The organism is Mycobacterium sp. E3339, from assembly GCF_001666915.1.
Lineage (GTDB): Bacteria > Actinomycetota > Actinomycetes > Mycobacteriales > Mycobacteriaceae > Mycobacterium.
On record NZ_LZIZ01000084.1, the window covers coordinates 1 to 26812 of the forward strand.

The window sequence follows — 26812 nt, forward strand, 5'->3', positions numbered from 1 at the left end:
GGTCAAACTGGCCGGCGCGACCGGGCTCGTCGTGGGCCTGGTGGGCCCGCCCGTGTTGGGCGTCGCGGCCGCCACCGGCTTGGTGCTGTTCTTCGTCGGCGCCGTGGTGACGCACCTGCGGGCCGGCGTCCTTTACAACATCGCGTTTCCGGGGGCGTACCTGGGCATGTCGGTGGCGGCCGCGACGCCCAACACGGGCGGGCCCACCAGGCCCACGACGAGCCCGGTCGCGCCGGCCAGTTTGACCATCCCCAGCGCCGGTAGCCACGACCGCGGCACCCCGACTTCGGCCGAGTTCGCCAGGACGAACTGCGCCGGGACGAGGTCGGCGACGGCGACGCCGGCGGTGCCGGCGGCGGTCAACAGCGTGACCAGAACGTATGCGGTGTCCATCTGCGTCAAGCCCTTGCCGGACAGCCGGTTTTGCGGTGGCGAGCCGGATGGTCGCCGCGGCGCACAATCGTTAAGGTCATGGTGCTGGCCTCCTTTGCAACAGAGAGCTCGATGGATGCGGTCAATCTCTTGACGGCTTCTGTGCGGAAAAGGTGACCCATGAGCGCCCCGAAGAACCTGACCGATCTCGCGCAGCGTTTCGACGCGGACCGGCGACACCTGAGGTCGGTCGCTTTCCAGCTGCTGGGCTCGGCGGCCGACGCGGACGACGCGGTTCAGTCGGCGTGGCTGAAGGCCAGCCGCGCCGACTTCGGCGCCGTCGACAACCTCACCGGCTGGTTCACGACGATCACCGCCCGCGAGGCCCTCGACCAGCTGCGGATTCGCAAGAGGCGCGCCGAACAGCCGTTGGCCGACGCCGACGAACTGGACCGACTGGCCGCGGCCCCGTTGGCAGCTGCGGACGAGGAAACGCTGTTGACGGAGTCGGTGAGTAACGCGCTGCTGGTGGTGCTCGACCGGCTCTCGCCGGCGCAGCGCGTCGCGTTCGTGCTGCATGACGTGTTCGCGGTGCCGTTCGAAAACATCGCCGGCCTGCTGGACCGGTCGCCGCAAGCCGCCAAGAAGCTGGCAAGCCGGGCGCGTGGGCGGCTGCAAGCCGATCCGCGCGACGAACCCGAGCGCGTGGCCAAGCACCTCGAGATCGTGGAGGCGTTTCTCGCGGCGTCGCGCGGTGGCGACATCGGTTGCCTGCTCGAGTTGCTGGCTCCGGACGTGTTGCGCACCGTCGACCGGGCGCTGGTTCCCGACGGCGTGCCGACCGAGTTGCGTGGGGCCAGGCAGGTCGCGGAGGAAACCCGCCGGTTCGCCCAGCGGGCCCGCGCCGGTGTGGTGATGCTCATCGACGGGGTGCCGGGCATCGTCCTGGCGCCGCACGGACGCGCTGAGGCGATGTTGCTGATCGCCGTCGGAACCGATGACCGCATCCACGCGATCGACATCACCGGGGATCCCGACCGCGTCGGACGGGCCGCGTTGACGCTGCCGAACTGGCCGGTCCAGCAACATCACAGCCGCATCGGGTACCAAGGACATCAGACACCGCCGGCCGTGCGGCCGGCGACGGGGCGAGAACGGGAGCGCCATGCTCGATAAGCCGTTCGCGCGGCGTGGCCTGCTGCGCGGTGCCGGCGCACTCGCCGCGGCATCGCTGGTGCCGTGGAGCGGGGGCTGCGCTCCCGAAGAGGACGCGTTGACGTTCTTCTTCGCGGCCAACCCCGACGAACGCGACGCCAGGATCCGCATCGTCGACGAGTTTGCCCGCCGTCACCCGGACATCAAGGTTCGCCCGGTGCTCTCGGCCCCGGGCGTGATGCAGCAACTGTCGACGTTCTGTGCCGGTGGCAAGTGCCCGGACGTGCTGATGGCGTGGGACCTCACCTACGCCGAGTTGGCCGCCCGGGGCGTGCTGCTGGACCTCAACACCATGCTGGCGCGAGATCCGGGGTTCGCGGCCGAACTGAAGGCGGACGGCATCGGGTCGCTGTATGACGCCTTCACCTTCGAGGGTGGCCAATACGCCTTCCCGGAGCAGTGGTCCGGAAATTACCTGTTCTACAACAAGCGGTTGTTCGCCGACGCCGGGGTGCCGCCCCCGCCCGGCACGTGGGAGCGGCCGTGGTCCTTCACGGACTTGCTGAACGCCGCCACCGCTTTGACCAAGCGGGATCGTTCCGGACGAGTTACCCAGTGGGGCTTCGTGAACATGTGGTTCTCGTACTATTCGGCGGGGCTGTTCGCCATGAACAACGGGGTGCCCTGGTCCACCCCGCTGAAGAACCCGACCCATTTCAACTTCGACAACGACGGTTTCATCGAGGCGGTGCAGTTCTACGCGGACCTGGCCCACAAACACAAAGTCGCGCCCAATGCGTCCGAGGTGCAGTCCATGTCCACTCCCGACCTGTTCGCGACCGGCAGGGCGGCGATGGCCATGGGCGGGCACTGGCGATACCAGACGTTCATCCGGGCCGACGGCCTGGATTTCGATGTCGCCTCGTTGCCGGTCGGGCCGCGCAGGCAGGGGCAGCCCGCCCATTCCGACATCGGTTCCACCGGACTGGCCATCTCCGCGAGCAGCCAACGCAAAGATGAGGCATGGGAATTCGTGAAATTCGCGACCGGGCCCGTCGGCCAGGCATTGATCGGTGAGTCCAGCCTTTTCGTTCCGGTGCTGCATTCCGCGCTCGACTCGCCCGGGTTCGCCAAGGCCCACCGCAACATCGGCAACCTCGGCGTGCTCACGCAGGGACCCGCGTACTCCGAAGGGTTGCCGGTCACCCCGGCGTGGGAGAAGATCGTCGCCTTGATGGACCGCAGCTTCGGACCCGTGCTGCGCGGATCGCGGCCCGCGACGTCCCTGGCCGGTCTGTCGCCCGCCATCGACGAGGTGCTGCGCAACCCATGACATCGGTCGACACCGCCCCGGCGCCCGGGGCAGCCAGCCGCAACCCCGCCAGGGGAGCGGGCCCGTGGCGACGGCGCGCCTGGGCCGGCCGCCTTTTCGTGGCTCCGAACCTGGCCGCCGTCGCGGTGTTCATGCTGTTCCCGCTTGGGTTCTCGCTGTACATGAGCTTTCAGCGGTGGGACGTCTTCAGGCCGCCGAAGTTCGTGGGCGGAAAGAACTTCCAAGAGCTGTTCACCTCGGACCCGCTCTTCCTGATCGCCATCCGCAACACCGTCATCTTCACCCTCGGAACGGTCGTGCCGACCATCGTCGTCAGCCTGGTGGTTGCCGGCGTGCTGAACCGTAAGGTCAGGGGCATCGGCGTTTTCCGCACCATCGTCTTTCTGCCGCTCGCGATCTCGTCGGTGGTGATGGCGGTCGTATGGCAGTTCGTCTTCAACACCGACAACGGGCTGCTCAACATCATGCTGGGCTGGGTGGGAATCGGCCCGGTCCCGTGGCTGGTCGAACCCCATTGGGCGATGGCCTCGTTGTGCGTCGTCAGCGTCTGGCGCAGCGTGCCGTTCGCCACGGTCATCCTGCTGGCGGCGATGCAAGGGGTCCCCGAGACGGTTTACGAGGCCGCCCGGATAGACGGGGCGGGCGAGATGCGTCAGTTCGTGTCCATCACGGTCCCGCTGATCCGTGGATCGATATCCTTCGTGTGCGTCATCTCGATCATCCACGCGTTTCAGGCATTTGACATGGTTTACGTCCTCAACGGCGCGAACGGCGGCCCCGAAAGCGCGACATACGTGCTGGGCATCATGCTGTTCCAGCACGCGTTCTCGTTCCTGGAGTTCGGGTACGCGTCGGCGCTGGCGTGGGTGATGTTCGCGATCTTGCTGGTGCTGACCGTGGTGCAGCTGCGGATCACTCGCCGACGGACCTGGGAGACATCTCGTGGCCTCAGCTGAGCGGTTGTTCACGCGCAACGCCATGCGCGGTGTGCTGGTCTACAGCGCGCTGATCGCCATCGCCTGGTGTTGGCTGTTTCCCATCGCCTGGGCGGTGTCCGGCTCGCTGAAGCGGGAAGGTGAGATCACCGAGCCAAGGCTGTTGCCCGCGCACCCGCGCTGGTCCAATTACGCCGAGGTGTTCTCGTTGCTGCCGTTCGCGCGCATGTTCTTCAACACCGTGCTGTACGCCGGCTGCGTGACCGCCGGGCAGGTCTTCTTCTGCTCGTTGGCCGGATACGCGTTCGCGCGGTTGCAATTTCGCGGGCGCGACACGCTGTTCGTGCTATACCTGGGCACGCTGATGGTGCCGCTGACCGTGACCGTGATCCCGCAGTTCATCCTGATGCGGACCGTCGGGTGGGTAGACACCCCGTGGTCGATGATCGTGCCGGGCCTGTTCGGCAGCGCGTTCGGCACCTACCTGATGCGTCAGTTCTTTCGGACGCTTCCCACTGACCTGGAGGAGGCGGCGATACTCGACGGTTGTTCGCCGTGGCAGATCTATTGGCGAATCCTGTTGCCGCACGCCCGTCCCGCGGTGATGGTGCTGGCGGTGCTCACTTGGGTCAACGTCTGGAACGACTTCCTGTGGCCGCTGCTGATGCTCCAGCGCAACAGCCTGGCCACGCTGACCCTCGGGTTGGTTCGGCTGCGGGGCGAGTATGTCGCGCGCTGGCCGATAATCATGGCCGCGTCGATGGTGATCATGTTGCCGTTGGTCATCATCTATGCGGTCGCGCAGCGCTCCTTTGTCAGGGGCATCGCCGTCACGGGACTCAACGGTTAAGCCATGGCCTCGGTGACTTTCGAGCAAGCTACGCGCCGCTACCCCGGGACGGACCGTCCGGCCTTGGACAGCCTCGATCTAGAGGTCGGGGACGGCGAATTCGTTGTCCTGGTCGGCCCTTCCGGATGCGGGAAGACGACCTCGTTGCGGATGGTGGCCGGGCTGGAATCGCTGGACTCCGGGCGCATCCGGATCGGCGACCGCGACGTCACCACCGTCGATCCCAAGGACCGCGACGTCGCCATGGTCTTCCAGAACTATGCGCTCTACCCGCATATGACGGTCGCGCAGAACATGGGCTTCGCCTTGAAGATCGCCAAGACGCCGAAGGCGCAGATCCGCGACCGCGTCCTGGACGCGGCGAAACTGCTTGACCTGCAGCCGTATCTGGATCGCAAACCCAAGGACCTCTCGGGTGGGCAACGCCAGCGGGTGGCGATGGGACGTGCGATCGTGCGTCGCCCGCAGGTCTTCCTGATGGACGAGCCGTTGTCGAACCTGGACGCCAAACTGCGCGTGCAGACCCGCAACCAGATCGCGGCACTGCAACGGCGCCTGGGAACCACGACCGTCTACGTCACCCACGACCAGGTCGAGGCGATGACCATGGGCGACCGTGTCGCCGTCCTGCGCGACGGCGTGCTGCAACAGTTCGCAGCGCCGCGTGAGCTGTACCGCAACCCGGTCAACGTCTTCGTCGCGGGCTTCATCGGATCGCCGGCAATGAATTTGTTCACCCTGCCGATCATCGATTCCGCTGTGTCATTGGGGGATTGGCGCATCCCGTTGCCGCGGGACCTTGCCGGCAGCGCGAGCGAAGTCGTCGTCGGGGTCCGCCCCGAACACTTCGAGCTGGGCGGCCTGGGAGTCGAGATGGAGGTCGACGTGGTCGAGGAGCTCGGCGCGGACGCCTACGTGTATGGCCGAATCACCGGCTCCGGCAAGGTCATCGACCAACCCGTCGTCGCGCGCGCCGACGGCCGACGGCCCCCCGAAAAGGGCAGCCGGGTGCGGTTGCATCCAGAGCCGGGGCATTTGCACTTCTTCGGTGTGGATGGCCGGCGAATCGGTTGAGGGGGTAGGGCTATGGGCGTGAGCCGCGCCGATCTGGTGTGCGAAGGTGGCGGCGTCCGGGGCATCGGCCTGGTCGGCGCGGTCGACGCGCTGGCGGAGGCCGGTTACCGGTTTCCCCGGGTCGCGGGCAGCAGCGCCGGCGCGGTCGTGGCGTCGCTGGTCGCGGCGCTGCAGGTCGCGGGTGAACCGCTGACCCGGCTCGCGGAAGTGATGCGGTCCATCGACTACCGAAAGTTCCTGGACCGCAATTTGATCGGACACGTGCCGCTGATCGGTGGGGGACTGTCGCTGTTAGTGTCCGACGGGGTCTACCGCGGCGCCTACTTGGAACGGCTGCTCGCCGGTGTGCTCGCGGACCTGGGAGTCCGGACGTTCGGTGATCTGCGCACGGGCGAGGAACCCGACCAGTTCGCCTGGTCGCTCGTGGTGACGGCCAGCGACCTGTCCCGGCGCCGACTGGTGCGCATCCCGTGGGACCTCGGTTCCTACGGCATCGACCCTGACGACTTTCCGGTGGCCCGCGCCGTGCACGCTTCATCGGCGATTCCCTTTGTGTTCGAACCCGTCCGGGTCGGCAGCGCCACCTGGGTCGACGGTGGCTTGTTGTCGGACTTTCCGGTGGAGCTTTTCGATCGCCCCGGCGCGCAGCCGCGATGGCCGACGTTCGGGATCCGGCTGTCGGCGCGGCCCGGCATCCCGCCGACCCACCCGGTTCATGGGCCGGTCTCGTTGGGCATCGCCGCGATCGAAACGCTGGTGAGCAATCAGGACAACGCCTACATCGACGACCCGTGCACCGTTCGGCGCACCATCTTCGTTCCCGCCGAGGACGTCAGCCCGATCGACTTCGACATCACCGCCGAGCAGCGCGACGGCCTCTACCAACGGGGACTGCAGGCGGGCCGGGATTTTCTGCGGACCTGGAGCTACCAGGATTACCTGACGGCGTGCGGTGGCCCGTCGAAAGGCGCGCTGTAGCGGAGTCAGAAGCCGTGGCGGCGCTTATCCACGCGCGCAGCGGATCTCATTGAGGCGATGTTCGATGCGCGCGACGTCGGCCGGCAACGGCAACTGGTTGGTGACCCGAGTGATTTCGACGCCGATATCAATGCGGCTGATCGGCCAGAATTGCCGCCTCATGAGTTTGCTTGCGATGGCAGTGATCTCGTCGTTACACAGGCGCCGCCGAGCCAGGGCCGCCAGGGGCGCATATCCGGTCGTGGGCATGCCGGCGGGGTAACCGGCCCGCACGAAAGCCACGATGCTCGACACCCAAAGGGCCAGGTCCATAGTCCCACCTCGCTCACCGCCGCGTTGTAAGAATTAGCGGCAGCCTTACCGGTAGCAACGTACCATCGCCAACGCCATCAGCTGAGTAACGCCACACAGTTAAAACGCATTTTTTACACGCGGATTGCCGGGCGCCGGCACGCGCGATCTTCGCCACGATGCCCCTCAGCCGGGCGCGCCGTAACGGCGTCTGGCCGCAAGGCTTTCTAGGATTGCGGCGTGATGGATCGCTATGGAACCGATGTCCTCGCCGCGGGCCGGCGCAAGCCCCGTTCGACCGAGCACCCGGCCGAACCGGGCCTGGTGGTCGAGGACGTGGAGAGCGGGTACGTCGGGGCGGTGGTGCGGGTCGAGTACGGCCGGGTCGACCTGGAAGACCGGCGCGGACACGTGCGTGGTTTCCCTTTGGGCCCTGGCTATTTGATCGATGGCCAGCCGGTGATCCTTACCGCGCCGCGTCGTCAGGCGCCCACCGCCGCGGCGCGGACGGCGTCGGGCTCGGTCGCGGTGCCGGGCGCGCGCGCCCGCGTCGCCCGCGCCAGCCGGATTTACGTCGAGGGCCGCCACGACGCCGAGCTGATCGCGCAGGTGTGGGGTGAGGACCTGCGCGTCGAGGGGGTCGTCGTCGAGCACCTCGGCGGCGTCGACGACCTGGTGGAGATCGTCGCCGAGTTCGCGCCCGCTCCGGGGCGTCGGCTTGGTGTGCTCGTCGACCACCTGGTCGCGGGTTCGAAGGAGGCGCGGATCGCCGGGGCGGTCCGGCGCGGACCCGGCGGCGGCGACACCCTGGTGGTCGGCCATCCCTACGTCGACATCTGGCAGGCCGTAAAACCCCAGCGGCTGGGCCTGGCGGCCTGGCCGGACGTCCCGCGACACATCGAGTGGAAACACGGCGCGTGTCGGGCGCTCGGCCTGCCGCACGCCGGCCAGGCGGACATCGGCAGGGCCTGGCGGCATATTCGGTCCCGGGTTCGCGACTGGAACGACCTGGAGCCGGCGCTGATCAGCCGGGTCGAAGAACTCATCGACTTCGTGACGCAGCCAGGCTGAGCCGGCGAACCGACCAAGCACCACACGGGCGGCCGCTCAACGCCGTTCGTCCAAAAAGATCCCCAAGATTTTATCCGCCCACGGGGCCGACGTGGCGCGCGCGATGTTCTCCACGTATCCGTCACCACTCTTGCTCAGCAATCGTCGTGGTGCCGTCACGTCCGCCAAAAGACCACTAGATCGGGCAAAGACGGTGCTTGTAAGCAAATCTCGCCAGGGGCTCTAGGCAGGCGGGCTGGCCTGAGTCCCGGCCGCGTGACGTTTCGTGTGCGCCCGGGCGAATCGGACCGGCCGCCGTCACATATCGGCCGCCGCCGGCACTAACTCCGTAAAGCCGAAAAAATGAGCGAAGACGGAGGGACACATGACCGACGCGCTGGTCATCGACGCCGAAGGCCTGGACAGGTTGTCGTGTAACGCCAGGGCCAACCCGGAGACCGGCAAGAAAACGCTGAAAGCCAAGACGGTGTGCGAGACGGGCTTCCGCAACATGACCTACGTCCGCGACCTGGCGCCGATGCTGGTGGGCGAGCCGCCCGCGCTGCTGGGCGACGACTCGGCGCCCAACCCCTCCGAGACAGCCCTGGCGGCGCTCGGGTCGTGCGTGTCGGTGGGCTTGCTGGCCAATGCGACGCACCGCGGGGTGACGCTGACCAGGATCGAGGTGGAGATGGAAGGCGACATCGACATCTCTGCGGTGTGGGGCGTCGGCGACACCCCGCAGGGAAAACGCCTCGGTTTCAGCGCGGTCCGTTGCAAGGTGACCCTGGCCGGCGACGCCGACGACGCGACACTCAAAGAGATTCATGACAACGCCATCGCGTGGTCGCCCGTCGTCAACACGTTCCGCAGCCCGGTGAGCGTCGACTCGACCCTGCTCACCGCATAGGCACCGGAAGCAACGACATTGGCGAAGACCACAACGGCCCAGGAGGTTTCATGACGGCGACGGTGGATGCGGCGGCCGGCCACTTGGATGCCGAGCTGCTGGAGGACATCCGGGTTCACGCCGCGGTGCTGGATCGCGGCGACCAGCAGTCCCGCCGCAGCTTCGCCGCCATGGGTGCGGCCAACCTGCTCGGCATCGGCGCGCCCACCAATGCCGACGGCAGGCTCCCCGCCATGGCCGAGGTCATCCGGCTGATCGCCGGAGAATGCTTGAGCACCGGCTTCTCGCTGTGGGCCCACCGGATGGCAGTGGAGTACCTACTCACGGCGGCAACGCCTTTCGGCACGGATGCGGTCCAGCCACTCCTTGCCGGGACCACACTGGGGGTGACCGGCATGGCGTCGGCGTTCAAGGAGGCGGCCGGTTGCGGAAGCCTGGAGTTGACCGCCACGCCGGTCGAAGGGGGCTACCGGGTTTCGGGGCCGATTCGGTGGGCGAGCAACCTCTACCCCGACTCGACCATGGTGACCGCGGTACGCACCGACGCCGGCGACAGGCTGATCGTGGCCCTGCCGCTCAGCACGCCCGGCGTGGTGGTGGGCGATCACTTCGAACTTCTGGCGCTGGGCAGCACCGCCTCGTCGTACCTGAACCTGATCGAAGCCTACGTCCCCTCGGAGCAGGTGTTGTCGCACGACTTCGCGGGTTTCCTGCAGACGGTCCGTCCGACGTTCCTCGTCCTGCAATCGGCGATGTGTCTGGGCCTCACCACAACTGCGGTCGAGCAGGCCAAAAACGGTCTGAGCGGGGTCAACGCGGTGTTCGGCGCCGAGGTTGATCACCTCGCGCGAAGGCTTGCCGGTGCGGAAGCCGCATTGCGTGACCTCGCCGCGGCCGTGGGCGGGGACGAGCCGCCCGGCAAGAGGGACCTGTTGACTCTGCGACTAACTGCGGCCGAATTAGCCAGCGCGAGCGCGGATCTCGAAATCCGCACCGCCGGCGGTAAGGGCTACGCGAGCAGAACACCGGCAAGTCGCCGCTACCGGGAGGCGGCGTTCATCCCGGTCCAGTCTCCGTCCGAAGGGCAGTTGCGCTGGGAACTGGCCGCATGCGCTTGAGTGCGGGACCATGGTGACCCCCGTGGCGGTGGCACCGGGCGGCACCGAATCCGAACCCCGGGTCGGCGGCATTCCGCTGGCGAACCTGGTGCGTGACTTTCACCGCCCGATGGTCAATTTTGCCCGCACCATGGTGGATTCGGCGATGGTGGCCGAAGAGGCCGTTCAAGAGGCATGGGTGCAGGTCCTGCAGAACGCGGATTCATTCGAGGGGCGTTCCGCGGTCGGCACGTGGTTGTTCGGCATCGTCAAGAACACCGCCGCACGGCACCGGCGCCAAGAATCTCGCATCCGCGACCACGAGGTGCTGTCGGCGGACGACGCCGACCCACTGGCGGGGCGCATGTATCCCGCCGGCCATCCGGATGCGGGGCATTGGAGCCTTCCGCCGTCGCGGCGTTTCCTGCCGGAAGATCGCACCGTCGAAACCGAGCTCATTGACTACGTACGCGCGGCTCTGGCGGCGCTGCCCGAAAGGCAACGCCAGCTCGTCATCCTGCGTGACATCGTCGGTGCCTCGGCCGAAGAGGCGGCCGAACTCCTCGAACTGACCACCGAAGGGCAACGCGCGCTGCTCTACCGCGCCCGGGGAAATCTCCGCAACGAATTGGAAAAGCGGTATCGCCGATGACCGTCTACGACAACACAGTCCCCGCGATCGATTGCGTCGATTTCGTCCGACTCGTAGACGAACTCGTCGACTCCGATCCGCGACGGTGGGGTCCGATCGTCGCCAAGCACCTCGATGAGTGCCCCCCATGTCTGGTCTACCTGCAACAAATGCTGGACCTCAAGATTCTGCTCAGCCATGTCTTCGAAGGGCAACAGCTCAGCGAGGAGAACATCACCGGGGTAATCAACGCGATCAACGTTTTACGGAAGGGCGAACAACGATGACGATCAATGCCGAAGCGCCGCTGTTGGGAAGCGAGGCGCCACCGCCGAAACCGTTGGCCGTCTTGCCTTCCGCCGTCACGACGCCGGTGCCCGACGACCCGTTCGAGCCGCTCAGCGTGGGTGCCATGGTGGACCGCGTGTCCGCTATGGCCGTGGAAAAGGCGACGCACCCCTGGGCGTTCCTGATGCGCTCGTTGGTCGGTGGCGTGATGGTCGCCTTCGGGGCGCTGCTGGCGTTGATGGTGAGCACCGGAGTCAAGGCCCCGGGCGTCGCAAGCTTGTTGATGGGCTTGGCGTTCGGCATGTCTTTCGTGTTGATTCTGGTGTCGGGCATGTCGCTGATCACCGCCGACATGGCCGCCGGATTCCTCGCCGTCCTCAACCGCGCCATGAGCATCGGCAGCTACGCCCTGCTGGTGGTCGTTGGCCTCATCGGCAACGTCCTGGGGGCGCTGGTGTTCGTCACCATCTGCGGCGCCGCCGGCGGCCCGTACCTGGGCGCCTTCGCCGAGCGGGCCGCCACGGTGGGCACGCAGAAGGCCGGCCAGCCGTTTTGGACCGCGTTGCTGCTGGCCGTGGTGTGCACCTGGTTCCTGCAGACCTCGATGTGCATGTTCTTCAAGGCCCGCAGCGATGTCGCCCGCATGACGTTCGCGTTCTACGGACCGTTCGCGTTCGTCATCGGCGGCACCCAGCACGTGATCGCCAACGTCGGTTTCCTCGGTCTTCCTTTGTTGCTCAACCTCTTTCACCCGGCCGCACCGCGCGGAGTGATCGGCTGGGGGTTCGGCGAACACGGTCTGCTGACCAACCTCTCCATCACCACGGTGGGCAATTTGATCGGCGGAACGCTGTTCGTGGCGCTGCCCTTCTGGGCCATCGCGCAGTTACAGCGGCGCCGCATCTGACCGGCGGGTGACCGTGGCGTTACGGCCGCCTTAACTCGTCCACGGCAAAGCCCTCCGTCCCGGTGGTTAGGGACTTAAGCCTCACGACTGGCGGCCCCGCGCGTTTATAGCGTCGCTGGTGATGGAGGGAGAACGAAATGTCAGCACCTGATCAACAGCGCGGCATCGTCGTCGCGGTCGACGGCTCGCCGGCATCGAATGCCGCCGCCACCTGGGCCGCCCACGAAGCGGCACTGCGAAAGATTCCACTCACCGTCGTCCACGCGGTGACGACCCCCACCGCCACCTGGCCACCGGTTCCATACCCCGACTCTCTCGTCGTGCGGCTGGAGGACGAGGGCAAGAAGGCGATCATGCACGCGATCAAGCTCGCCGAGGAGTCGCTGCCGGCGGATGTCAAGATCACCATCAACAGGGAACTCGTGTACTCCAGCCCGGCGCTGGCGCTGATCAGGATGTCCGACGAGGCGGCCATGATCGTCGTGGGTACGGCCGGGAGGGGCCTGCTGGCCCGGGGCGTCCTCGGGTCGGTCAGTGCCACCGTGGTGCGGCACGCCAATTGTCCGGTCGCCGTCGTCCATGGCGACGTCGGTGATCTTCCGGACACGGCGGACGCCCCCGTCCTGCTGGGGGTCGACGGCTCGCCGGCTTCCGGGCTCGCTACCGCAATAGCGTTCGACGAGGCCTCCCGCCGCGGCGTCGACCTGGTGGCCCTGCACGCGTGGAGTGACATCGCGATAAGCGAACTCCCGGAGGCGGATTGGTCGTCACTGGAAGCGGAAGCTCATCGCAGCCTCGCCGAAAACCTGGCCGGCTGGCAGGAACGCTATCCCGATGTGACCGTGCAGCGGTTGGTCGTCCGGGACGGGCCGGCCCGTCAGCTCGCCGAAAAGTCCAAGACCGCCCAGCTTCTCGTCGTCGGCAGTCACGGCCGGGGCGGGTTGACGGGCATACTCCTGGGTTCGGTCAGCAACTCGGTTTTGCACTCGGTCCGCATCCCCGTGATCGTCGCGCGGCCGACGGCGTCCGACTGATCCTTTCCGGCCGCAAGGGCGGTGGCCGCCCACCCGCAGAGGGCGGCGAGATCCCGACCGGACCGCGCCACGGTGCGGTCGGGGCGCACCAGGGCGGCCGTCGCGCGCCCACGGCGCAGCCATGACCCCAGCGGGCTGTCGGCGTCGGCCACCAGCACGTCGACATTTCGCCGCCGCAGCGCCTCCTCATCGGCCGCGGTGGGGCGGGCGGTGGTGATCAGCGCGAAACCGGCGCCGAGCGCGTCGTCCAAGCGATGTCCCTGTCCTACCGGCGGATTCGGGCACAGCGTGCCGGCGAGCCCGCGCGGTCGTCGCGACGCGCACACCCACGCGGAACGGCGCAGCGCGGGCGTTCTCGAGTCGACGACCTTCTCGCGGAGGCCGGGGATGAGCCGCAACCGCGGCAACACCACCCGACGCACCCCGTTGCCCAGGCGGCCACCGCCCGTCATCGCCCAGCCGATGCCCAGCGCCAACCGGATCATGGATTGGGCATGCGGCTTGCGTTCCCGCTCATAGGTTTCCAGTACCTCGGGCGCCAGGGTGCCGTGGTGGACTCCGGCGATCTTCCACGCGAGGTTGGCCGCGTCCCGCAGGCCCGCCCCCATGCCCTGGCCGATGAACGGGGGAGTGAGGTGCGCCGCGTCACCGAGGAGAAAGACGTTCCCCCGGCGCCAGCGGTCGGCGATCTGGGCCCGGAAGGTGTACTCGGCGACCCGCAAGAGCGTCAGCGCGCTGGCGGGCACCGCGCTGGTCCATGGCATGATCAGCGGCCGCAGCCGCGCCAGGGTGCCGAAGTCGTTCGCGGTTTCGCCGGCCAGGAGCCGGAACTCCCACCGGTAGCGGCCCGGCCCGATGCGCATGTAGGTGCCCGCGCGTTTTGGGTCGCATACCTGGTGCACCCCATCCCACTGGCCCAGGTCCGCGTCGCTGGCGATGTCGACCACCAGCCAGCGCTGCTCGAATTTCAAATCCCGCATGGCCGAGCCGATCTTGGCGCGCACCAAGCTGTTGGCGCCGTCGCAGCCGAGCAGGTAGTCGGCGTCGACGTGATGAACTCGGCCGTCGGACCGGTCGGTGAAGGTGACGCGGATGTGTGTGCCGGCCGCCGTGATGTCGGTGACCTCGGCGTCCCCGCGGAGTCGGGCGTTGGGGTGGCGGTCGAGGTTGGACCGCAGCAGGGCTTCCAGTTCCGGCTGGTCGAACATGTTGGCCTGCGGGAAGCCGTGCACACTGGCCCCGGGGTCCCGGTTGAACTCGGCAAGCGTCCGAAACCTGTTGTCCACCAACCGCAGGCCCAGCGTCGGCCGCGATATCGCGGCGAATTCGCCGGCCAGCCCGAGGCGGGCGATGATTCGATAGATCTCGTCGTCCAGGTGCACCGCGCGCGGCTGCGGATACACGCCGGACCAGCGGTCGAGCACCAGGCAGTCCACGCCGTACTGCGCCAGCAGCGTGGCGGCGGTGACGCCGGTCGGGCCGGCGCCGACGATGACAACGGGAACTCGCCGGGTCATGGTCACGCGAATCGGATTGTGGTGCGCTGTGTTCCGAGGTCGATGGCCCCGTCGTCGGTGGCCACCGACGCCTCGACCACGTCCCCGTCATGCAGGTATTTCGGGTTGGCCTCCTGCCGCGAGAAGAACATCTTCCATTTGACGGCCGGCGGCAACAGGTTTCCGATGAACTGCATGGGTTTCGGCGGGGCGCTCAGCGCGGTGCCGACGGGAGTGCCGGTGAGCACCAGGTCGCCCGGGGCGAGTTCTTGGAACTGGGTGAGCGACTGCAGGGCCTCGAGCGGCCGGTACAGCATGTCACCCTCGACGAGGCCGTTCTGGCGTTCTTCGCCATTCACGCTGAGCCGCAGCCGCAGATCACCGAATCGCTTGAGCTCATCGGCGTTGAGCAGCACCAACTCCGGGCCGACGGGTGTGAACGTCGGATACGACTTGGCCTCGTAGAACTGGGTTTGCGGGAGTTGGATGTCGCGCGCCGAGACGTCGTTGGTGACGACCAACCCGGCGATGAATTCACTGAGGTTGGCATCGGAGATGGTGGTGCCGACCGGGACCGCGCGGCCGATCACCAGACCGATCTCCACCTCGTAGTCGAGAAACCTGACGTGCTGGGGTTTGACGATGTCGTCGAACGGGCCGTTGATGGACGCCGAGGCCTTGCGGAAGAACGTGAGCGGGGTGGACGCCGGATCCATGCCCGCGTCTTTGACGTGCGACTCGAAGTTGGTCATCTGAGCGATGACCCGGCACGGTCGGGTGACCGGCGAGATCAGCGCGAGGGTGTCGACGGCGACGAGATCGGTGCTGGCGGCGGCGCTTTCGATCGCGGCCCGGTCGGCCAGCAGCGCGGCGGTGCTGGTGGCCTCGGTCTGGATCCGGGCGGCGCCCTGGGCGGACTTGAGCCACCACGCATGGCCGGTTTCGGAGGCGGTGTGCAGTACGGAGAGGGTCATGAGGTGGTGACTTTCAGTAGGCCGATCAGACGGTTGATGTCGAACTCGTTGTGCGCGCGCAGCGCGGTGATCATCGAAAGCAATTCTCCGGGAACCGATTTCGTATCGGTGCCGAGAAAATCCCTGGTGGCCGGCGGCCCCCACTGGGCCAGCCCGGATGCGGTGAAGGGCGCCCAGCCCGGGTCCAGCGTGGCATCGAACAGGTCGCCATCGGCGAAGTGCTCGAACAGGTAACCCTCGGGGTCGCGCCAGTAGTCGAAAATCTGGCTGCCCTGGATGTGTCTGCCGATTCCCCAGGACCTGGAATAGCCTCGCGCGCCGAGGTATTCGCCGCCGGCGGCCAGCGCGTCGAGATCGCTGACCTGATACGCCGAATGGACGTAGCGGTTGGCCGGACCGAGGGCCATAGCCAGCGTGTGGTGGTCGGCGGGTGTCGACCCCCGGTCGCACCGGATGAAACTCATCGTCGGCCCGCGGTCGCGCTGGCCGGGGAAGTACAGGAAATCGCTGACGATCATGCCCAGGTTGTCCAGATACCAGTTCAGCGTCTCGAGGTACTTGGTCGACTGCACCACCAGGTGGCCCAGGCGCTGCACTTGAGCGGGAACTCGTGGGGGGCGCTGGCCGGTGTTGGTGCGCCGCACGTCGCGTCCGAAGTTGAAGTCGTGGACGGGTTGGCCCGGCAGTTCGGGGAGCTCCTGCATGCCGGCGACGACGCGAACGGACATGCCGCTGGGGTCGGTCAACTCGACCGATCGGCCCCCGATGGTCTCCGGCAGCGGTCGAACGGGGGCGTCGAAGCGGGCCGCCAGCCGGCGCACGTCGGCCTCGTCGCAGGCCCGGAACGCCGCGCCGGTGAAACGACTGCGCGGTCCTCGACGCACGATGACGCATGGCGCGCCCGCCCGGGTACCGCGCAATTGGAGTTCGTCCGGCCCGTGATGCGCCGTGTGGAAGCCGAACGCCCGCGCGAACGCCTCGGCTCGCGTCATGTCGGGCCGTTCGAACTCCAACCAGGCGAGATCGGCGACCTTGATCACCGGGTTGCGGGACCGGCCGGGATGCTCCCCGGGCCGCGCGCCCTGCTCGCTGTGCGCGTGGTCGCGCGCGCTTTTCGTCAGATGCATGACTACTCCCAAAAAAGTAACTGACGAAATCGTCACATACGAGACAACGTTCAGTCAAGAGGCTGACGGAATCTTCATTACTGATGCATACTGCTCGTCATGAGCGCGATGGCGGAGCCGGCCAACCGGCTGGAACGGCGTAAGCGGCGCACCCGGGCTGCGCTGGTCAAAGCGGCACAGCAACTGATCGCGGACGGCAAGGTCAACGTTCCCGTCCTCGAGATCACCCAGGCCGCCGACGTCGGGATGGGGTCCTTCTACAACCACTTCGACAGCAAGGAGCAGCTGTTCGAGGCCGCCGTGGCCGACGTGCTCGACGCCTACGGGTCGATGCTGGACCGGCTCACCGAGTCGATCGAGGACCCGGCCGAGATTTTCGCCACCAGCTTCCGGCTCACCGGCCGGCTCTTCCGGCGCCGGCCCCAGGAGAGCCAGATCCTGCTGGCCAACGGAATGGAATTGCTGACGTCGGAACGGGGCTTGGCTCCGCGGGCGCTGCGCGATATCAAAGCCGGCGTGGCGGCCGGGCGGTTCGACGTCGACGATCCCGAGTTGGCCCTCGCCATGGCCGGCGGGGCGCTGTTGGGCTTGGGAAACCTGTTGCGCCACCATCCGGATCGCGACGACGCGCTCGCCGCCGACGTCGTCACCGAAAACGTGCTGCGGCTGTTCGGGCTCAGCGCCGACGAGGCACACGCGATCTGCAAACGGCCGCTGCCCGACGGCGGGCTTCTCGAGCCCTAGCGCTTCACGACGGCGCCGACTGAGAATGCGACGTTCCTGCCCACGCCGCCGTCGTCACCGGCCGCCCCGGGCGCGGTCCACCGCACGCGTGCGGTGCCGGTGACATGCAGGGCGGCGCCGGTATCGAAATCGACGAAAAGCAAGGCGGCCTCGTCGTCGACGGCCAGGTTGCCGTAGCTGTTGAACATGTTGTTGCCCGGGAAATCCGGCCACCACAGCCGGTCGGGGGACTCGACTCGGACGAATCCGGGTGGACCTCCGCGGTGTGATGCATCGCTGCCCCGACTGGGATGACTTGTGCCCAAGAAAAATGTGTCGGACGAAGCGATCATCGCCCGATCGGATGGATCGAGAAGCGTTGCGCGCCTTGTGGGTACAGAAGACGGGGCAGCGAACGCGGTGACATCGATGGCGTGGGGGTGAATGTACTTGGGGCAGTTGCCGTATGACTGGTCGACGTGGACCGTCATACCCGGACCATCGGCATCGACGAGTTCGCCGTTCACCCGTAGCCTGCGGCGGGTGGCGAAGTCGATGGCGATCAGCCCGACCTGCTGACCGGGTGGGATTCCGTTCAGCGGATCCCCGGCGCGGGGCGAGGTCGACACGCGCAAGACGCCTGCTTCGCCGCGAAGGAACCCCGGGGGGCCGGTCAACGGCGAAACCCACAGGACGCCGGCGCGGTCGCGCCCGGTCAGCGCGGCGAACTGCTGTGACGCGAGAAATGCGGTGGCTCCCCGGGTCAGCGGCGACGAGTCGAGCATGCCCTCGAGCCGCCTGGCCTCGGCTTCCACGCCCGCTCGGCGTTGGGTGGCGATCTCGCCCTCGTGGAAGCCCATCGCGGTCATGCGGGCTGCAACAACGCGGCCACCGCAAAGCTTCCGGCGTGGGCCCTAGGCGACCGACACGATGCGCGCGACCGGCCTGCCGCCGCGCATGACCTCGATCGTCTGGCCCGCCGCGACCTCGTCGAAATAGCGGCCCGCTCGCTTCCGCAGCTCGCCGAGCTCGATCCCCCCGCTGGCGTCCGCCGGGACACCGGTGGGCTCCGCATCGCCGGCCGACACGATCCGCGCCAGCAACTTGCCGCCGCGCACGACGCTGATCGCCTCCCCGGCCGCCACCCGGTCGAAGCACCGCCCGGCGCGTGTTCGCAGTTCGTCCAACCCGACCCAGCCCCCCGGTGCCACGGCCCCGGCGGATCGGGCTGGAATCGGGGCAACCCTGAAGTCGCCGACGGATACGATCCGCGCCACGAGTTTGCCGCGCCGGACGACGTCGAAGGTCTCGCCCGCGGCGACACGCTCGAGGTAACCGCACGTGTTACTCCGAAGTTGGCCTAGGCCAATCGATTCCCGCATTTCGTTCCGATCCCTTCGCTCACCTGATCGCCGGCGGCGTCAGCATGTCCTGCCAGCCGTCATCGCCGGTCTTTCTCGAGTTTTCGACCCCGTACTTCACGCCGTCGGGGCCCACCAGCTCGCCGCTCTGGGGAAGGTAAACGGCGGGGGGAGGACCGCCCGGGGTGTAGACGCACGGATTCGGTTGCTGTCCATTGCATTCGACGGTCCCCGAGCCCGGCCGCTGTAGTGGGTCGCTGACCGGTGGCGGCGTCCCCGGCACCCGGTCAGCGGGGGCCGGGTTGAGGCCGTTGTTCACCGACGGCGCGGGTATCACCAGTCCCGGTTTCACCGGTTGGTCGCAGCGCGCCGCGGGCGCGGGGCAGGTCACGATCTGGTTGGGGTCGCCGTACCACGGATTGGTGCCCAGCGGAACGTAGGGCTTGGAGTCGCGGCATTCCCGCGGCGTGGCGGCCCGCTTCCCGGGCACGTCGACGCACGGCAGGTTGCGCGCGCCGCGTACGGCGTTGGCGGGGGTGTCTTGCGGTATCTTGCAATAGGTTCCGGACGGCATCGGCGCCAAACTGGTATCCGCGGGAGACCGCCACTCGGCCGCGGGAAGGAAACCGGTCAGGCACGGCGGGGGCTGATTGATGGTGAGCGAGGTGCCCAGAGAGGCGTATCCCGGGAAAGCCGACGTGACCGTCTGGCCTTCCGATGCGCCCTGCGGATACGCCACCAGCAGCTGCTCGACGCCCTTGTGATAGCGCTTCAGCATGTCGAGCACGATCTCGAGGTTCGCCAGCGTCTGCGGCAGCGACTCCCGCACATCGCCGAACACCTCGTTGACCTGATCGGCGGTCGGCGCCGCCTGGGTCAGAATGCTTTGCACGTGCTGGTCGTTTTCCGCGCTCTCGGCGGCCAGGATGTTCAGGTTGTGCGACCAGCGCTCGATCGAGTCGCTCGAGTCGACCTGACTGTCGATGAGCGGCCCGGAGTTTTGGACGATGTCGTTGATATCGGAGAGGTTGGTCTTGAAGTCACCGGCGATTGCCTGCGTCGCATCGACGAGCCGTTGCAGCGCGGGGCCCAATCCGCCTACGGCTTGGGCGGTTTCGTCGAGCAGCGAGGCGATCTTGTCCTTGGGTAGCACGGCCAGCCCGCGGTTGGCCGCGTCCAGCGCCGGCCCGATCTCGGTGGGCACGGTGCCCTTGGTGATGGTTTGTCCGGGCGAAAAGTATTGGCTCGGATTGCCCGCCGACACCAGGTCGAGGTACTGCTCACCGACCGCGGAAACCGAATGCACGTTCGCCGACGCGTCAACGGGGATCCGGTAGCGGTCGCCGATGCTCATGGTCACCCGCGCGCCGGTCTTGGTCGGCTCGACGTCGGTGACCGTGCCGATGGTTTCACCGCGGTAGGTCACGTTCGAGGTCTTGTACAGACCCCCCGACGCGGGCAGGTCCGCCTTGAGCGTGTACTGGCCGATCCCCATCGCGCTGGGAATCTGCAAGTAGTACCAGCCCAGGGCAACCGCCGTGACCGCGGTCAGGATGGCGAACATGACCAGCTGGCGTTTGATGAAGCGGGTCAGCATTGCCGGTCCGCCCTTTCGACCAGCGGCCCGCCCGGCACGTCGTTGGGGTTCGGGGTGTAGCGGACGTCGGGGATCATCGTCTCGGGGTCGCGGCCCCACGACTGCTCGAGCGCGCGCAGCGCCCCGGAGAACCCGGTCCCGGTGAGGACCGCGTTGTCGACGGCGCTCATGGTCAGGTCGAGCGTCAGCGACAGGTTGAAGTAGTCGCCGCGGAACGCCTTGGGCACGGCGTCAATGTCGAACGGGCGGACGAGGATCAGCTTGAGCGCGCGAATCAGATACGGCGCCCCGCGGCCCAGTTCCCGCAGCGGGCACTGCAGCGACTGCAAATCCTGGTGGATGTCCCCCCGCGCGCCGGACAGGTACTGGTCGGCCAGCTGGCTGAGCCGCCCGGTCGCGTCAACCGCGTTGATCAGGAGGTTCTGCTTGTCGGCGAAATGCTTGAGCAGGGGCGGGAATTCGGTGAGGACACGATCCAAGACGTCGGAGCGGGGACCCACGTACGCCAGCAGCCGGTTGGTGGAATCGATGGCGCGGGTGATGTCCTCCCGTTGCTCGTCGAGTCGGGCGGTGAAGGTGTCCAGCTTGCCGAGGAAGGCGCGGATCTGGTCGGCCCGACCGTTGACGATGTTGTAGACCTCGTTCTGCAGCACCTCGAGGTTGGGAATACCTCCGCCGCGCAGCACGATCGCCAGGCTGGCCAGCGTCTGTTCCGTCGTGGGGTAGGTGGACGCGTTTTTCAGCGGGATGAGGTCACCGTCTTTGAGTAGCTCGGGCGACGGGTTGGGTGGCGCCGCCAACTCCACGTGCTGCGAACCCAGCAGGCTCGTCTGCCCGATCTTGGCGGTCGCGTTCTTGGGTAGCCTGACTTCCTTGCCCAGGCGGAGCGTCAGCGTCGCAACCCAGTTCTTCAACTGGATCGCCCGCACCGTGCCGACGAAGACGTCGGCCACCCGCACCCGGCTGTTGTCGTTGAGGGCCAGGGTGTCGGGCATCTGCACATAGACGGTGTAGGAGCCCGGTCCCGAGCCGGGCCCCCCGGGCATCGGCACGTTCGCGATTCCGTGCCACTTCGCGCACGACGTCAGCGACACGGCCACCGTCAGCACCGCCAGACCCTGCCAGGCCCGGTGCCGGCCGCGGACGGCCAAGGCGTGCAACGCGTTCACGATCCCGGTCCTGTCGATGCGGCCGCCGGTGTCGGCGCCACCGGGCCCGGGACCACGCCGGGTCCCGGCGGCGGTGGCGGAATCGGCACCTGCGGGGCCTGCAGGCCGATCGGTGGCACCACCGGGTTCTCGTCATAGGCGTTCGGCGGTCCGGGCGGGGTCTGCAGCCCGGCCGGCGGGGGCGGGCTGTCCGGGCCGCCCATCAGTTCGCCCAGCGACTCGGGCGTCAACAGGCCACCCGTGATCGGCCCCACCTGCGTGCCCTGCATGCCCGGCGCGACGACCCAGCCCGGCTGCGTGTTGCGGTGCGAGAGCGGCGTATCGGGCACCCAGATCCCGGGAACGGTGGTGTCCTTGTAACCGTTCGGCGGGTGCAGCCGCGGTTCGGAGTAGGCGACTTCCTTGGGCAGCACCTCGGCGGTGCTGAACAGGTTCAGCCCGAACGGAAGGTAGTTGAACTTGATCGAATCGAGGATCGGCGCCAGGTATTGCGCGCACAGTTCGGCGGATTCTTGATAACCCAACCGGCTGCCGGCCTGAATCATGCTGCACATGAACTGCATTGGGTTCGCGAAGTTCGGGATCGCGGGAATGGACATTACGGCGCCGTGCGAGGGGTGATAGATCTGGCTGAGGTTCGTCTCCAGCGTCGGCAGGACGTGCAGCGCGGTTTCCAAACCGTTCAACGGGTCGGGTTGGACCAGCGTGGTGGTCAGGCTGGCGAGGTTGTCGACGTCGTGCGCGAGCACCTCTCGGTTCTTGGTCAGGAATGGGCGCAGCGTGGAGAGCAGGCCGTCGAATTGCTGGATGGCCGTGGACAGGTCGTGATCGGACCCGGTCAACTTGTCGGTGAACCGCGCCAGGTTCGTGTTCAGCGCGACGAACTGCTGGTCGTCTTTGTGCAGGGCGTTGACGAACTGCGCCAGGCTGCGCACCACCGCGAAGAAGTCACCACGGCCCTCGTTCAGCGCGGTCAATGACCGCGACAGACTGTCCAGCGTGGTGTTGATCTGTTTGCCCTTGCCCGCAAGCCCATTCGCGAACGACTCGATGGCCTCGCCGAACGGGCCCTTGGGTTGCTCGGGCGTCGGCCCGAGTTTGGAGATGATGTTCGCGACACTGTCGCGCAGTTCGTCCCACTCCGTCGGCACCTGCGTGCGCTCGATAGGGATTACCGCGTTGTCCGCCATCACCGGGCCGCCCTTATACGGCGGCTCCAACTGAATGCTCCGCGACGCCACCAGCGTTGGGTTCACCACGACGGCGGAGGCGTTGGCGGGCACCTTGTACTTGTTGTCGTAGTGGAACGTCACCTTCATCTTGTCGCCGGCCGGTTCGATCTTGTCGACCGAACCAACGCGGACGCCCATGATCTGGACCTTGTCCCCGGAATAGAGCGCGTTCGCCGTTGGGAGGTAAGCGGTCACGGTGTTGGTAGTCAGCTTGTGATAGAGCCGAACGCCGATGAATACGGCGACCACGGCCAGCAGCGCCACCAACGTTCCGACGATCGTTCGGGTCCGCGGTTTGTGGATATGCAAGGCGCCGCTCAATTCTGGTTACCTCCCGTGATGCCGCTGCCTCCCGTGCCGCCCGGGTTGATGAACGGGGCGGGCAACTGCTGACCGGGGCCCGGCGGCGCGGGCGGCCCCGGCGGCAGCCCTGGCGCGAACGTCGACGGTGGGGGGGTGGGGCCGGCGGGTTGCAGGTTCTCGGTGCGCGCCCCCGGCGGCGCTTGGGCGGGCAGCGGCACCGGCGTGCCGAGGACGTCCGGCACCGGTTCGCCCGGCCGCCCGGCGATCGGGATTCCCGGGGTCGGTGGCAGCCCGTTCGGGTTCGGCGGCGACGTCGCGACGTCGATCGGCGCGGGGAAACTGCCGCCGAACGGCCCGGCGTTCACCCCCGCGCACGGCAGCGGGTTCCACGGCCGGGGCAGCGAGTCGGCCGGCGGGGTGTACGAACACGCCGTTCCGGGCGGGACGGCCGGTCCCGGATGATCCGGGGTGCCTTCCAGCACCGGGGGCGCGGGCGGCGGTGCCCCGTTGGGGAACCGGGTGCCGTTGGGGTCGGGCCAGCGGAACTCGGGGAGGCCGGCGCTGCGCCAGAAGTCTTCGGGGTCGATACCGCGCTTCTTGAATGCGGCGTCGACGAACGGCTGCAAGATCCAGTACGGCAACAGGTTGGACAGGACGATCTTGAAGTAGGGCCCCGACGCGACGGATTCCCCTAGCGACGCGGCGAATTGGCTGACGTAGGTGAGGGTTTGAGCCAGGTCGTCTTTGCGTTCCACGAGCACATCGCTGATCGCGCGCAGCTGCTCCAGCACGGGGTTGAGGTTCGGGTTGTCGTTGATGAAACCCTGCACCTCGGCCGAGAAGGCCGAAATGTTCTGCAGCAGTGCGCTGATGGCCTGGCCGCGTTCGTTGAACGCCGCCAGCAGCGTCTTCGCGTTGACCAACAGCCGGTTGATTTGTTCGCTGCGGTCACCGAGCACGCTGGCCACCTGGTGGGCCTGCGCGAGGAGGTGCTTGATCTGTTCGTCGCGCTTACCGATGGTGTCGGAGAACCTGGTCAACCCGTCGAGTGCGGCACTGAGGTGGGGGTAGGTCTGATCGACGGTCTGCGACAGGACATTCAGCGACCGCTTGACGGTGTCGACGTCCCAGCCGGTGGCGGCCTTGGTGACGTCGAAGGCTGCGTCGTAGAGCTGATAGGGGGTGGTGCTTTGGCCCAGCGGCAATACCCCACCGGGGCGCAACGCCTGGCCTCCCCGCGGCTCGATCTCGAGCACCTTCTTACCCAGGATCGTGTCGGTCTTGATGGCGAGCCGGCTCTCGGTGCCAATGGTGTTGCCCCCGATGGAGAACTTCAATCGAACGTGGTCGCCATCGATCTCGAGCCCCTCCACCTTGCCGACGTTCACGCCGGAGATGCGCACCTTGTCGCCCTTGTTGAGCTGGCCGGTATCGGTGAACTGCCCGTAGTAGCTCGGGCTGGCGAACATCATCGGGATACTGGTGAAGCTCTGGCCCACGGCGACCACCAGCGCCAGCACGGTGATGCCCATGACGCCGGCCCGGCCGCGGTTGAATTCCGTCAGTGTTCTCATTGCGGCGTGCACCTACCCGTGGGCTGCTGCCAGATCCGGACCGTGCGCACCGGGCCCCCGGGCTGCAGCCCGTTCCACCGGATCGAAAGGTCGCAGAGGTAGAAGTTCACCCAGTCGCCGTAGAGCCCGATGCTGCGTCCGATCAAATTGAGCGCGTTGGGTGTCTTGTGGATCAGATCGCCGAGCTGATCGCGTTGGTCGACGAGCGGTTGTTGAAGGGCCCGCAGGTAGTTGATCGCCTTGTGCAGCAGAGCGCGGTTGTCGGCGAGCAGGTCCGCGACCGTTCCCGCGGCGTTGCTGATGTTCGCGGTGCCGGCGGCGAGCGGGTCGGCGTGGTTCTGCAGGCCGGTGATCAACCGTTCGAAGTTGTCGACGGTCTGGTCGAACTCTTGGCGATGCCTGACGGTGGTGTCGAGCACGACGTTGAGGTTCTTGACCACCTCGCCGATCGCCTGGTCGCGTTCGGCGATGTGGGCGGTCAGCCGCGCGGTCTGGTCCAGGATGTCGTTGATGGTGCCGCCCTGACCCTGAAACACGGTGATGATGGACGACGCGATGGTGTTGACCTTGTCCGGATCGAGCGCGCGGAACAGCGGCTTGAAACCACCGATCAGGGCGTCGAGATCCAGCGCGGGCGAGGTTCGCGACAGCGGGATGAATCCGCCGGGCGGCAAGGTGCGGTCGGCGCCCTCGCCCTCGCCGCGTTTGAGCTCCAGGTAACGGTCGGCGAACAGGTTGAGATAGCGGACCTGCGCGGTAGTCGTCTGGTACAGCGGTATCGAGCGGTCGACGTCGAAGTCCACCATTACCCGCTGGCCGCCATCGATCAGCCGCACCGCCTTGACCTTGCCGATCTCCACCCCGGCGGCGCGGACGAACTGGCCGTCCTTCAAGCCCGTGGCGTTCTTGAACTCCGCGGTATAGCTGTTGGTGCTGTTGAACCGCATCTGAGCGAACACCACGACGATCGACACGGTGATCAGCAGCAGCACCAGCGAGACGATGCCGAGTTTGATGGCGGATCCGGTGATTTTCATGGGTTGATCGTGTTGTCCCCGACTTGGCGGCCCCACACGTACTCGATTGCGTACGGTGAGCCGGTATCCAGGTGGTTGTAGGGCGCGAGGCTGGCGCCGGTGTCGACCACCAGGCTCGGCGCCGGCCACAGGTCATGGGTGATCGCTTGCCAGCAACCCGGCGCGCCCCCCGGCCCGCCGCGGGCGTTCACCTTCGGCAGATTGTCCGGGTACACAAAGGGATTCGGCGCACCGCCGACCAGCCCGGCCAGCGTCAGGAGGCCCATGGTGGCCGCCGTGCCGGCCAATCCGGGCAGCGTGAGCATGCCACCCAGCCCCGACGTCAGCTCGGTCATGGTGCGCAGCGCGTAGCCGTTGCCGCCGCCCGTCGTCGCATAGGCGGCGGGTTCCTCGTCATAGTAATTCCTGATGGTGCAAAAGAATTCGGGGCTGTAGGTATCGAGCAGCTGGGCGGTGGGCACCAGATCGGCGGCCCCCCGCTGCAGGTAGGGGCCGCCGCGGGCGAAGATGTCTGCGCCGGTGTTGCCCAACCCGGCGGCGGCCAACAACGCGGCATCCAGGTCGGCCTCCTGCCGGTGCAGCGTGCGCGCGGTGACCACCGCGTGGTCCAGGGAGTCGAACAGATCCGGTGCGGCGTTGGCGTAGACGTCACCCAGGGCGGCGAACTGCCGAATGTCATGCCGGATCTGGGGCATTTGCGGATTGATGTCGTCGAGGATGGCGTTGGCGTTGACGATCGACTGCCCGAACTTGTCGCCCAAGCCGGTGAGCGCCTGCGCGGCCGCGGCCAGCGTGAGGTTGACCTTGACCGGGTCCAGCTTCTCGGTGATCGTGGTGAGCGTCTCGAACAGCGTGTTGAACTCGGTTGTCACCGACCGCGCATCAATCACGTGGTCCGATGTAATCCGTTGAGAGGTAGGGTTTTTCGGGGAGGTCAGCGACACATACTTGTTGCCGAACAACGTGGTGGCCTTGATGTTGGCGTCCACGTTGGCCGGAATCAGCTCGATCCATTTCGGATTCACGTTCATGACGAACTTGGCCGCCGGTACGCCGTCACGCTCGGTCTCCGAAATGGTGGCCACCCGGCCGATTTCCACGCCGTTGTAGGTGACCTTCGACCCGGGATCCATCACCAGACCGGCCCTTGGGGCCAACATCGTCAAGCGCGTCACCGGCGACAGCTGGCCCCGAAACTGCAACCACACGAACCCCAGCACCACCGCGGCGACCACCAAGAACGCCAACGCCGCCGTCCGGTACGGCGGGATGCGCTTCGGGTTTTCCTTGGGTTTCGGTGCCGGGGCTGTCATT

General features: G+C 67.2%; 26 protein-coding genes and 2 pseudogenes. 15 read left to right on the top strand and 13 right to left on the bottom strand.

Translation table 11 applies throughout. The annotated features are described in order from the left end of the window. Window positions 1-52 precede the first annotated feature (52 nt). A pseudogene (locus tag A5702_RS27240) lies at window positions 53-118 on the top strand (DoxX family protein); the annotation flags it as partial. A 47-nt stretch (window positions 119-165) separates the two neighbouring features. On the opposite strand, the pseudogene A5702_RS08145 reads toward A5702_RS27240, so the two are convergent. Beyond that, window positions 166-393, bottom strand: a pseudogene (locus A5702_RS08145) (DoxX family protein); the annotation flags it as partial. A 159-nt stretch (window positions 394-552) separates the two neighbouring features. Between A5702_RS08145 and A5702_RS08150 the strand changes: the two are divergent. The 6 genes from A5702_RS08150 to A5702_RS08175 are packed head-to-tail and all read left to right on the top strand — an operon-like array spanning window position 553 to window position 6697. Further along, a complete protein-coding gene (locus tag A5702_RS08150; protein WP_068219742.1) occupies window positions 553-1548 on the top strand; it encodes a sigma-70 family RNA polymerase sigma factor in 996 nt (331 codons plus the stop codon). Continuing rightward, the gene (locus A5702_RS08155; RefSeq protein WP_068219745.1) at window positions 1538-2860 is read left to right on the top strand and encodes a sugar ABC transporter substrate-binding protein; all 1323 of its coding nucleotides are present in this window, start codon (window positions 1538-1540) and stop codon (window positions 2858-2860) included. Before A5702_RS08150 ends, A5702_RS08155 begins: the two co-directional genes overlap by 11 nt. After that, window positions 2857-3816 carry a carbohydrate ABC transporter permease gene (locus tag A5702_RS08160; protein ID WP_068219748.1) on the top strand — a complete coding sequence of 320 codons (960 nt, stop codon included), beginning with the start codon at window positions 2857-2859 and terminating at the stop codon, window positions 3814-3816. The genes A5702_RS08155 and A5702_RS08160 overlap by 4 nt, the downstream gene beginning before the upstream one ends. A gap of 22 nt (window positions 3817-3838) precedes the next feature. Continuing rightward, the gene (locus tag A5702_RS08165; RefSeq protein ID WP_067815769.1) at window positions 3839-4645 is read left to right on the top strand and encodes a carbohydrate ABC transporter permease; all 807 of its coding nucleotides are present in this window, start codon (window positions 3839-3841) and stop codon (window positions 4643-4645) included. Window positions 4646-4648: 3 nt separating this feature from the next. Further along, window positions 4649-5719, top strand: a complete 1071-nt coding sequence (locus A5702_RS08170; protein WP_067815766.1) for an ABC transporter ATP-binding protein — start codon at window positions 4649-4651, stop codon at window positions 5717-5719. A gap of 12 nt (window positions 5720-5731) precedes the next feature. Next, window positions 5732-6697 carry a patatin-like phospholipase family protein gene (locus tag A5702_RS08175; protein WP_068219751.1) on the top strand — a complete coding sequence of 322 codons (966 nt, stop codon included), beginning with the start codon at window positions 5732-5734 and terminating at the stop codon, window positions 6695-6697. A 24-nt stretch (window positions 6698-6721) separates the two neighbouring features. Here A5702_RS08175 and A5702_RS08180 read toward each other — a convergent pair whose 3' ends face one another. Further along, the gene (locus A5702_RS08180) at window positions 6722-7009 is read right to left on the bottom strand and encodes a DUF3349 domain-containing protein (protein WP_055405008.1); all 288 of its coding nucleotides are present in this window, start codon (window positions 7007-7009) and stop codon (window positions 6722-6724) included. A 219-nt stretch (window positions 7010-7228) separates the two neighbouring features. Between A5702_RS08180 and A5702_RS08185 the strand changes: the two genes are divergently transcribed. From A5702_RS08185 to A5702_RS08215, 7 genes are all read left to right on the top strand, one after another. After that, window positions 7229-8059 (top strand): DUF3097 domain-containing protein, encoded by an 831-nt coding sequence (locus tag A5702_RS08185; protein ID WP_068219754.1) that lies wholly within the window; start codon window positions 7229-7231, stop codon window positions 8057-8059. A gap of 364 nt (window positions 8060-8423) precedes the next feature. Continuing rightward, a complete protein-coding gene (locus A5702_RS08190; RefSeq protein ID WP_055405010.1) occupies window positions 8424-8948 on the top strand; it encodes an OsmC family protein in 525 nt (174 codons plus the stop codon). Between the two features lie 50 nt (window positions 8949-8998). After that, entirely contained in the window at window positions 8999-10066 is a 1068-nt protein-coding gene (locus A5702_RS08195; RefSeq protein WP_067815757.1) for an acyl-CoA dehydrogenase family protein, read from the top strand. A gap of 10 nt (window positions 10067-10076) precedes the next feature. Then, window positions 10077-10697, top strand: coding sequence for an RNA polymerase sigma factor (locus A5702_RS08200; protein WP_068219756.1), 621 nt, complete (start codon window positions 10077-10079; stop codon window positions 10695-10697). Then, the gene (locus tag A5702_RS08205; RefSeq protein ID WP_055405013.1) at window positions 10694-10963 is read left to right on the top strand and encodes a hypothetical protein; all 270 of its coding nucleotides are present in this window, start codon (window positions 10694-10696) and stop codon (window positions 10961-10963) included. The genes A5702_RS08200 and A5702_RS08205 overlap by 4 nt, the downstream gene beginning before the upstream one ends. Continuing rightward, window positions 10960-11871, top strand: a complete 912-nt coding sequence (locus tag A5702_RS08210) for a formate/nitrite transporter family protein (protein ID WP_067815749.1) — start codon at window positions 10960-10962, stop codon at window positions 11869-11871. The genes A5702_RS08205 and A5702_RS08210 overlap by 4 nt, the downstream gene beginning before the upstream one ends. 137 nt (window positions 11872-12008) lie before the next feature. Beyond that, on the top strand, window positions 12009-12905 hold the full coding sequence (locus A5702_RS08215) for a universal stress protein (protein ID WP_068219759.1): 897 nt from the start codon (window positions 12009-12011) through the stop codon (window positions 12903-12905). Here A5702_RS08215 and A5702_RS08220 read toward each other — a convergent pair. The 3 genes from A5702_RS08220 to A5702_RS08230 are packed head-to-tail and all read right to left on the bottom strand — an operon-like array spanning window position 12797 to window position 16502. Next, on the bottom strand, window positions 12797-14422 hold the full coding sequence (locus A5702_RS08220; RefSeq protein WP_082955987.1) for a bifunctional 3-(3-hydroxy-phenyl)propionate/3-hydroxycinnamic acid hydroxylase: 1626 nt from the start codon (window positions 14420-14422) through the stop codon (window positions 12797-12799). The two genes, A5702_RS08215 and A5702_RS08220, sit on opposite strands and share 109 nt — an antisense overlap. Before the next feature lie 2 nt (window positions 14423-14424). Continuing rightward, window positions 14425-15375, bottom strand: coding sequence for a fumarylacetoacetate hydrolase family protein (locus A5702_RS08225; protein ID WP_068219764.1), 951 nt, complete (start codon window positions 15373-15375; stop codon window positions 14425-14427). Beyond that, complete coding sequence (locus A5702_RS08230) at window positions 15372-16502, bottom strand: VOC family protein (protein WP_068219768.1); 1131 nt, start codon at window positions 16500-16502, stop codon at window positions 15372-15374. The genes A5702_RS08225 and A5702_RS08230 overlap by 4 nt, the downstream gene beginning before the upstream one ends. Before the next feature lie 99 nt (window positions 16503-16601). Between A5702_RS08230 and A5702_RS08235 the strand changes: the two genes are divergently transcribed. Then, the gene (locus A5702_RS08235; RefSeq protein WP_068219770.1) at window positions 16602-17246 is read left to right on the top strand and encodes a TetR/AcrR family transcriptional regulator; all 645 of its coding nucleotides are present in this window, start codon (window positions 16602-16604) and stop codon (window positions 17244-17246) included. Here A5702_RS08235 and A5702_RS08240 read toward each other — a convergent pair. The 8 genes from A5702_RS08240 to A5702_RS08275 all read right to left on the bottom strand — a co-directional run bounded on the left by A5702_RS08240 (window position 17243) and on the right by A5702_RS08275 (window position 26811). Further along, on the bottom strand, window positions 17243-18094 hold the full coding sequence (locus A5702_RS08240) for a pyridoxamine 5'-phosphate oxidase family protein (protein WP_068219773.1): 852 nt from the start codon (window positions 18092-18094) through the stop codon (window positions 17243-17245). The genes A5702_RS08235 and A5702_RS08240 overlap by 4 nt on opposite strands. Before the next feature lie 45 nt (window positions 18095-18139). After that, entirely contained in the window at window positions 18140-18436 is a 297-nt protein-coding gene (locus tag A5702_RS26665; RefSeq protein ID WP_197506518.1) for a type II toxin-antitoxin system Phd/YefM family antitoxin, read from the bottom strand. 190 nt (window positions 18437-18626) lie between these two features. Beyond that, a complete protein-coding gene (locus A5702_RS08250) occupies window positions 18627-20183 on the bottom strand; it encodes an MlaD family protein (protein ID WP_067815728.1) in 1557 nt (518 codons plus the stop codon). Next, window positions 20177-21352, bottom strand: coding sequence for a virulence factor Mce family protein (locus A5702_RS08255; protein ID WP_369817879.1), 1176 nt, complete (start codon window positions 21350-21352; stop codon window positions 20177-20179). The genes A5702_RS08250 and A5702_RS08255 overlap by 7 nt, the downstream gene beginning before the upstream one ends. After that, a complete protein-coding gene (locus A5702_RS08260) occupies window positions 21349-22905 on the bottom strand; it encodes a virulence factor Mce family protein (RefSeq protein WP_068219782.1) in 1557 nt (518 codons plus the stop codon). The genes A5702_RS08255 and A5702_RS08260 overlap by 4 nt, the downstream gene beginning before the upstream one ends. Beyond that, window positions 22902-24461 carry a virulence factor Mce family protein gene (locus A5702_RS08265; protein WP_067815720.1) on the bottom strand — a complete coding sequence of 520 codons (1560 nt, stop codon included), beginning with the start codon at window positions 24459-24461 and terminating at the stop codon, window positions 22902-22904. The genes A5702_RS08260 and A5702_RS08265 overlap by 4 nt, the downstream gene beginning before the upstream one ends. Continuing rightward, on the bottom strand, window positions 24458-25498 hold the full coding sequence (locus A5702_RS08270; RefSeq protein WP_068219785.1) for a virulence factor Mce family protein: 1041 nt from the start codon (window positions 25496-25498) through the stop codon (window positions 24458-24460). The genes A5702_RS08265 and A5702_RS08270 overlap by 4 nt, the downstream gene beginning before the upstream one ends. Further along, window positions 25495-26811 carry an MCE family protein gene (locus A5702_RS08275; RefSeq protein WP_068219788.1) on the bottom strand — a complete coding sequence of 439 codons (1317 nt, stop codon included), beginning with the start codon at window positions 26809-26811 and terminating at the stop codon, window positions 25495-25497. Before A5702_RS08275 ends, A5702_RS08270 begins: the two co-directional genes overlap by 4 nt. Window position 26812 lies beyond the last annotated feature (1 nt).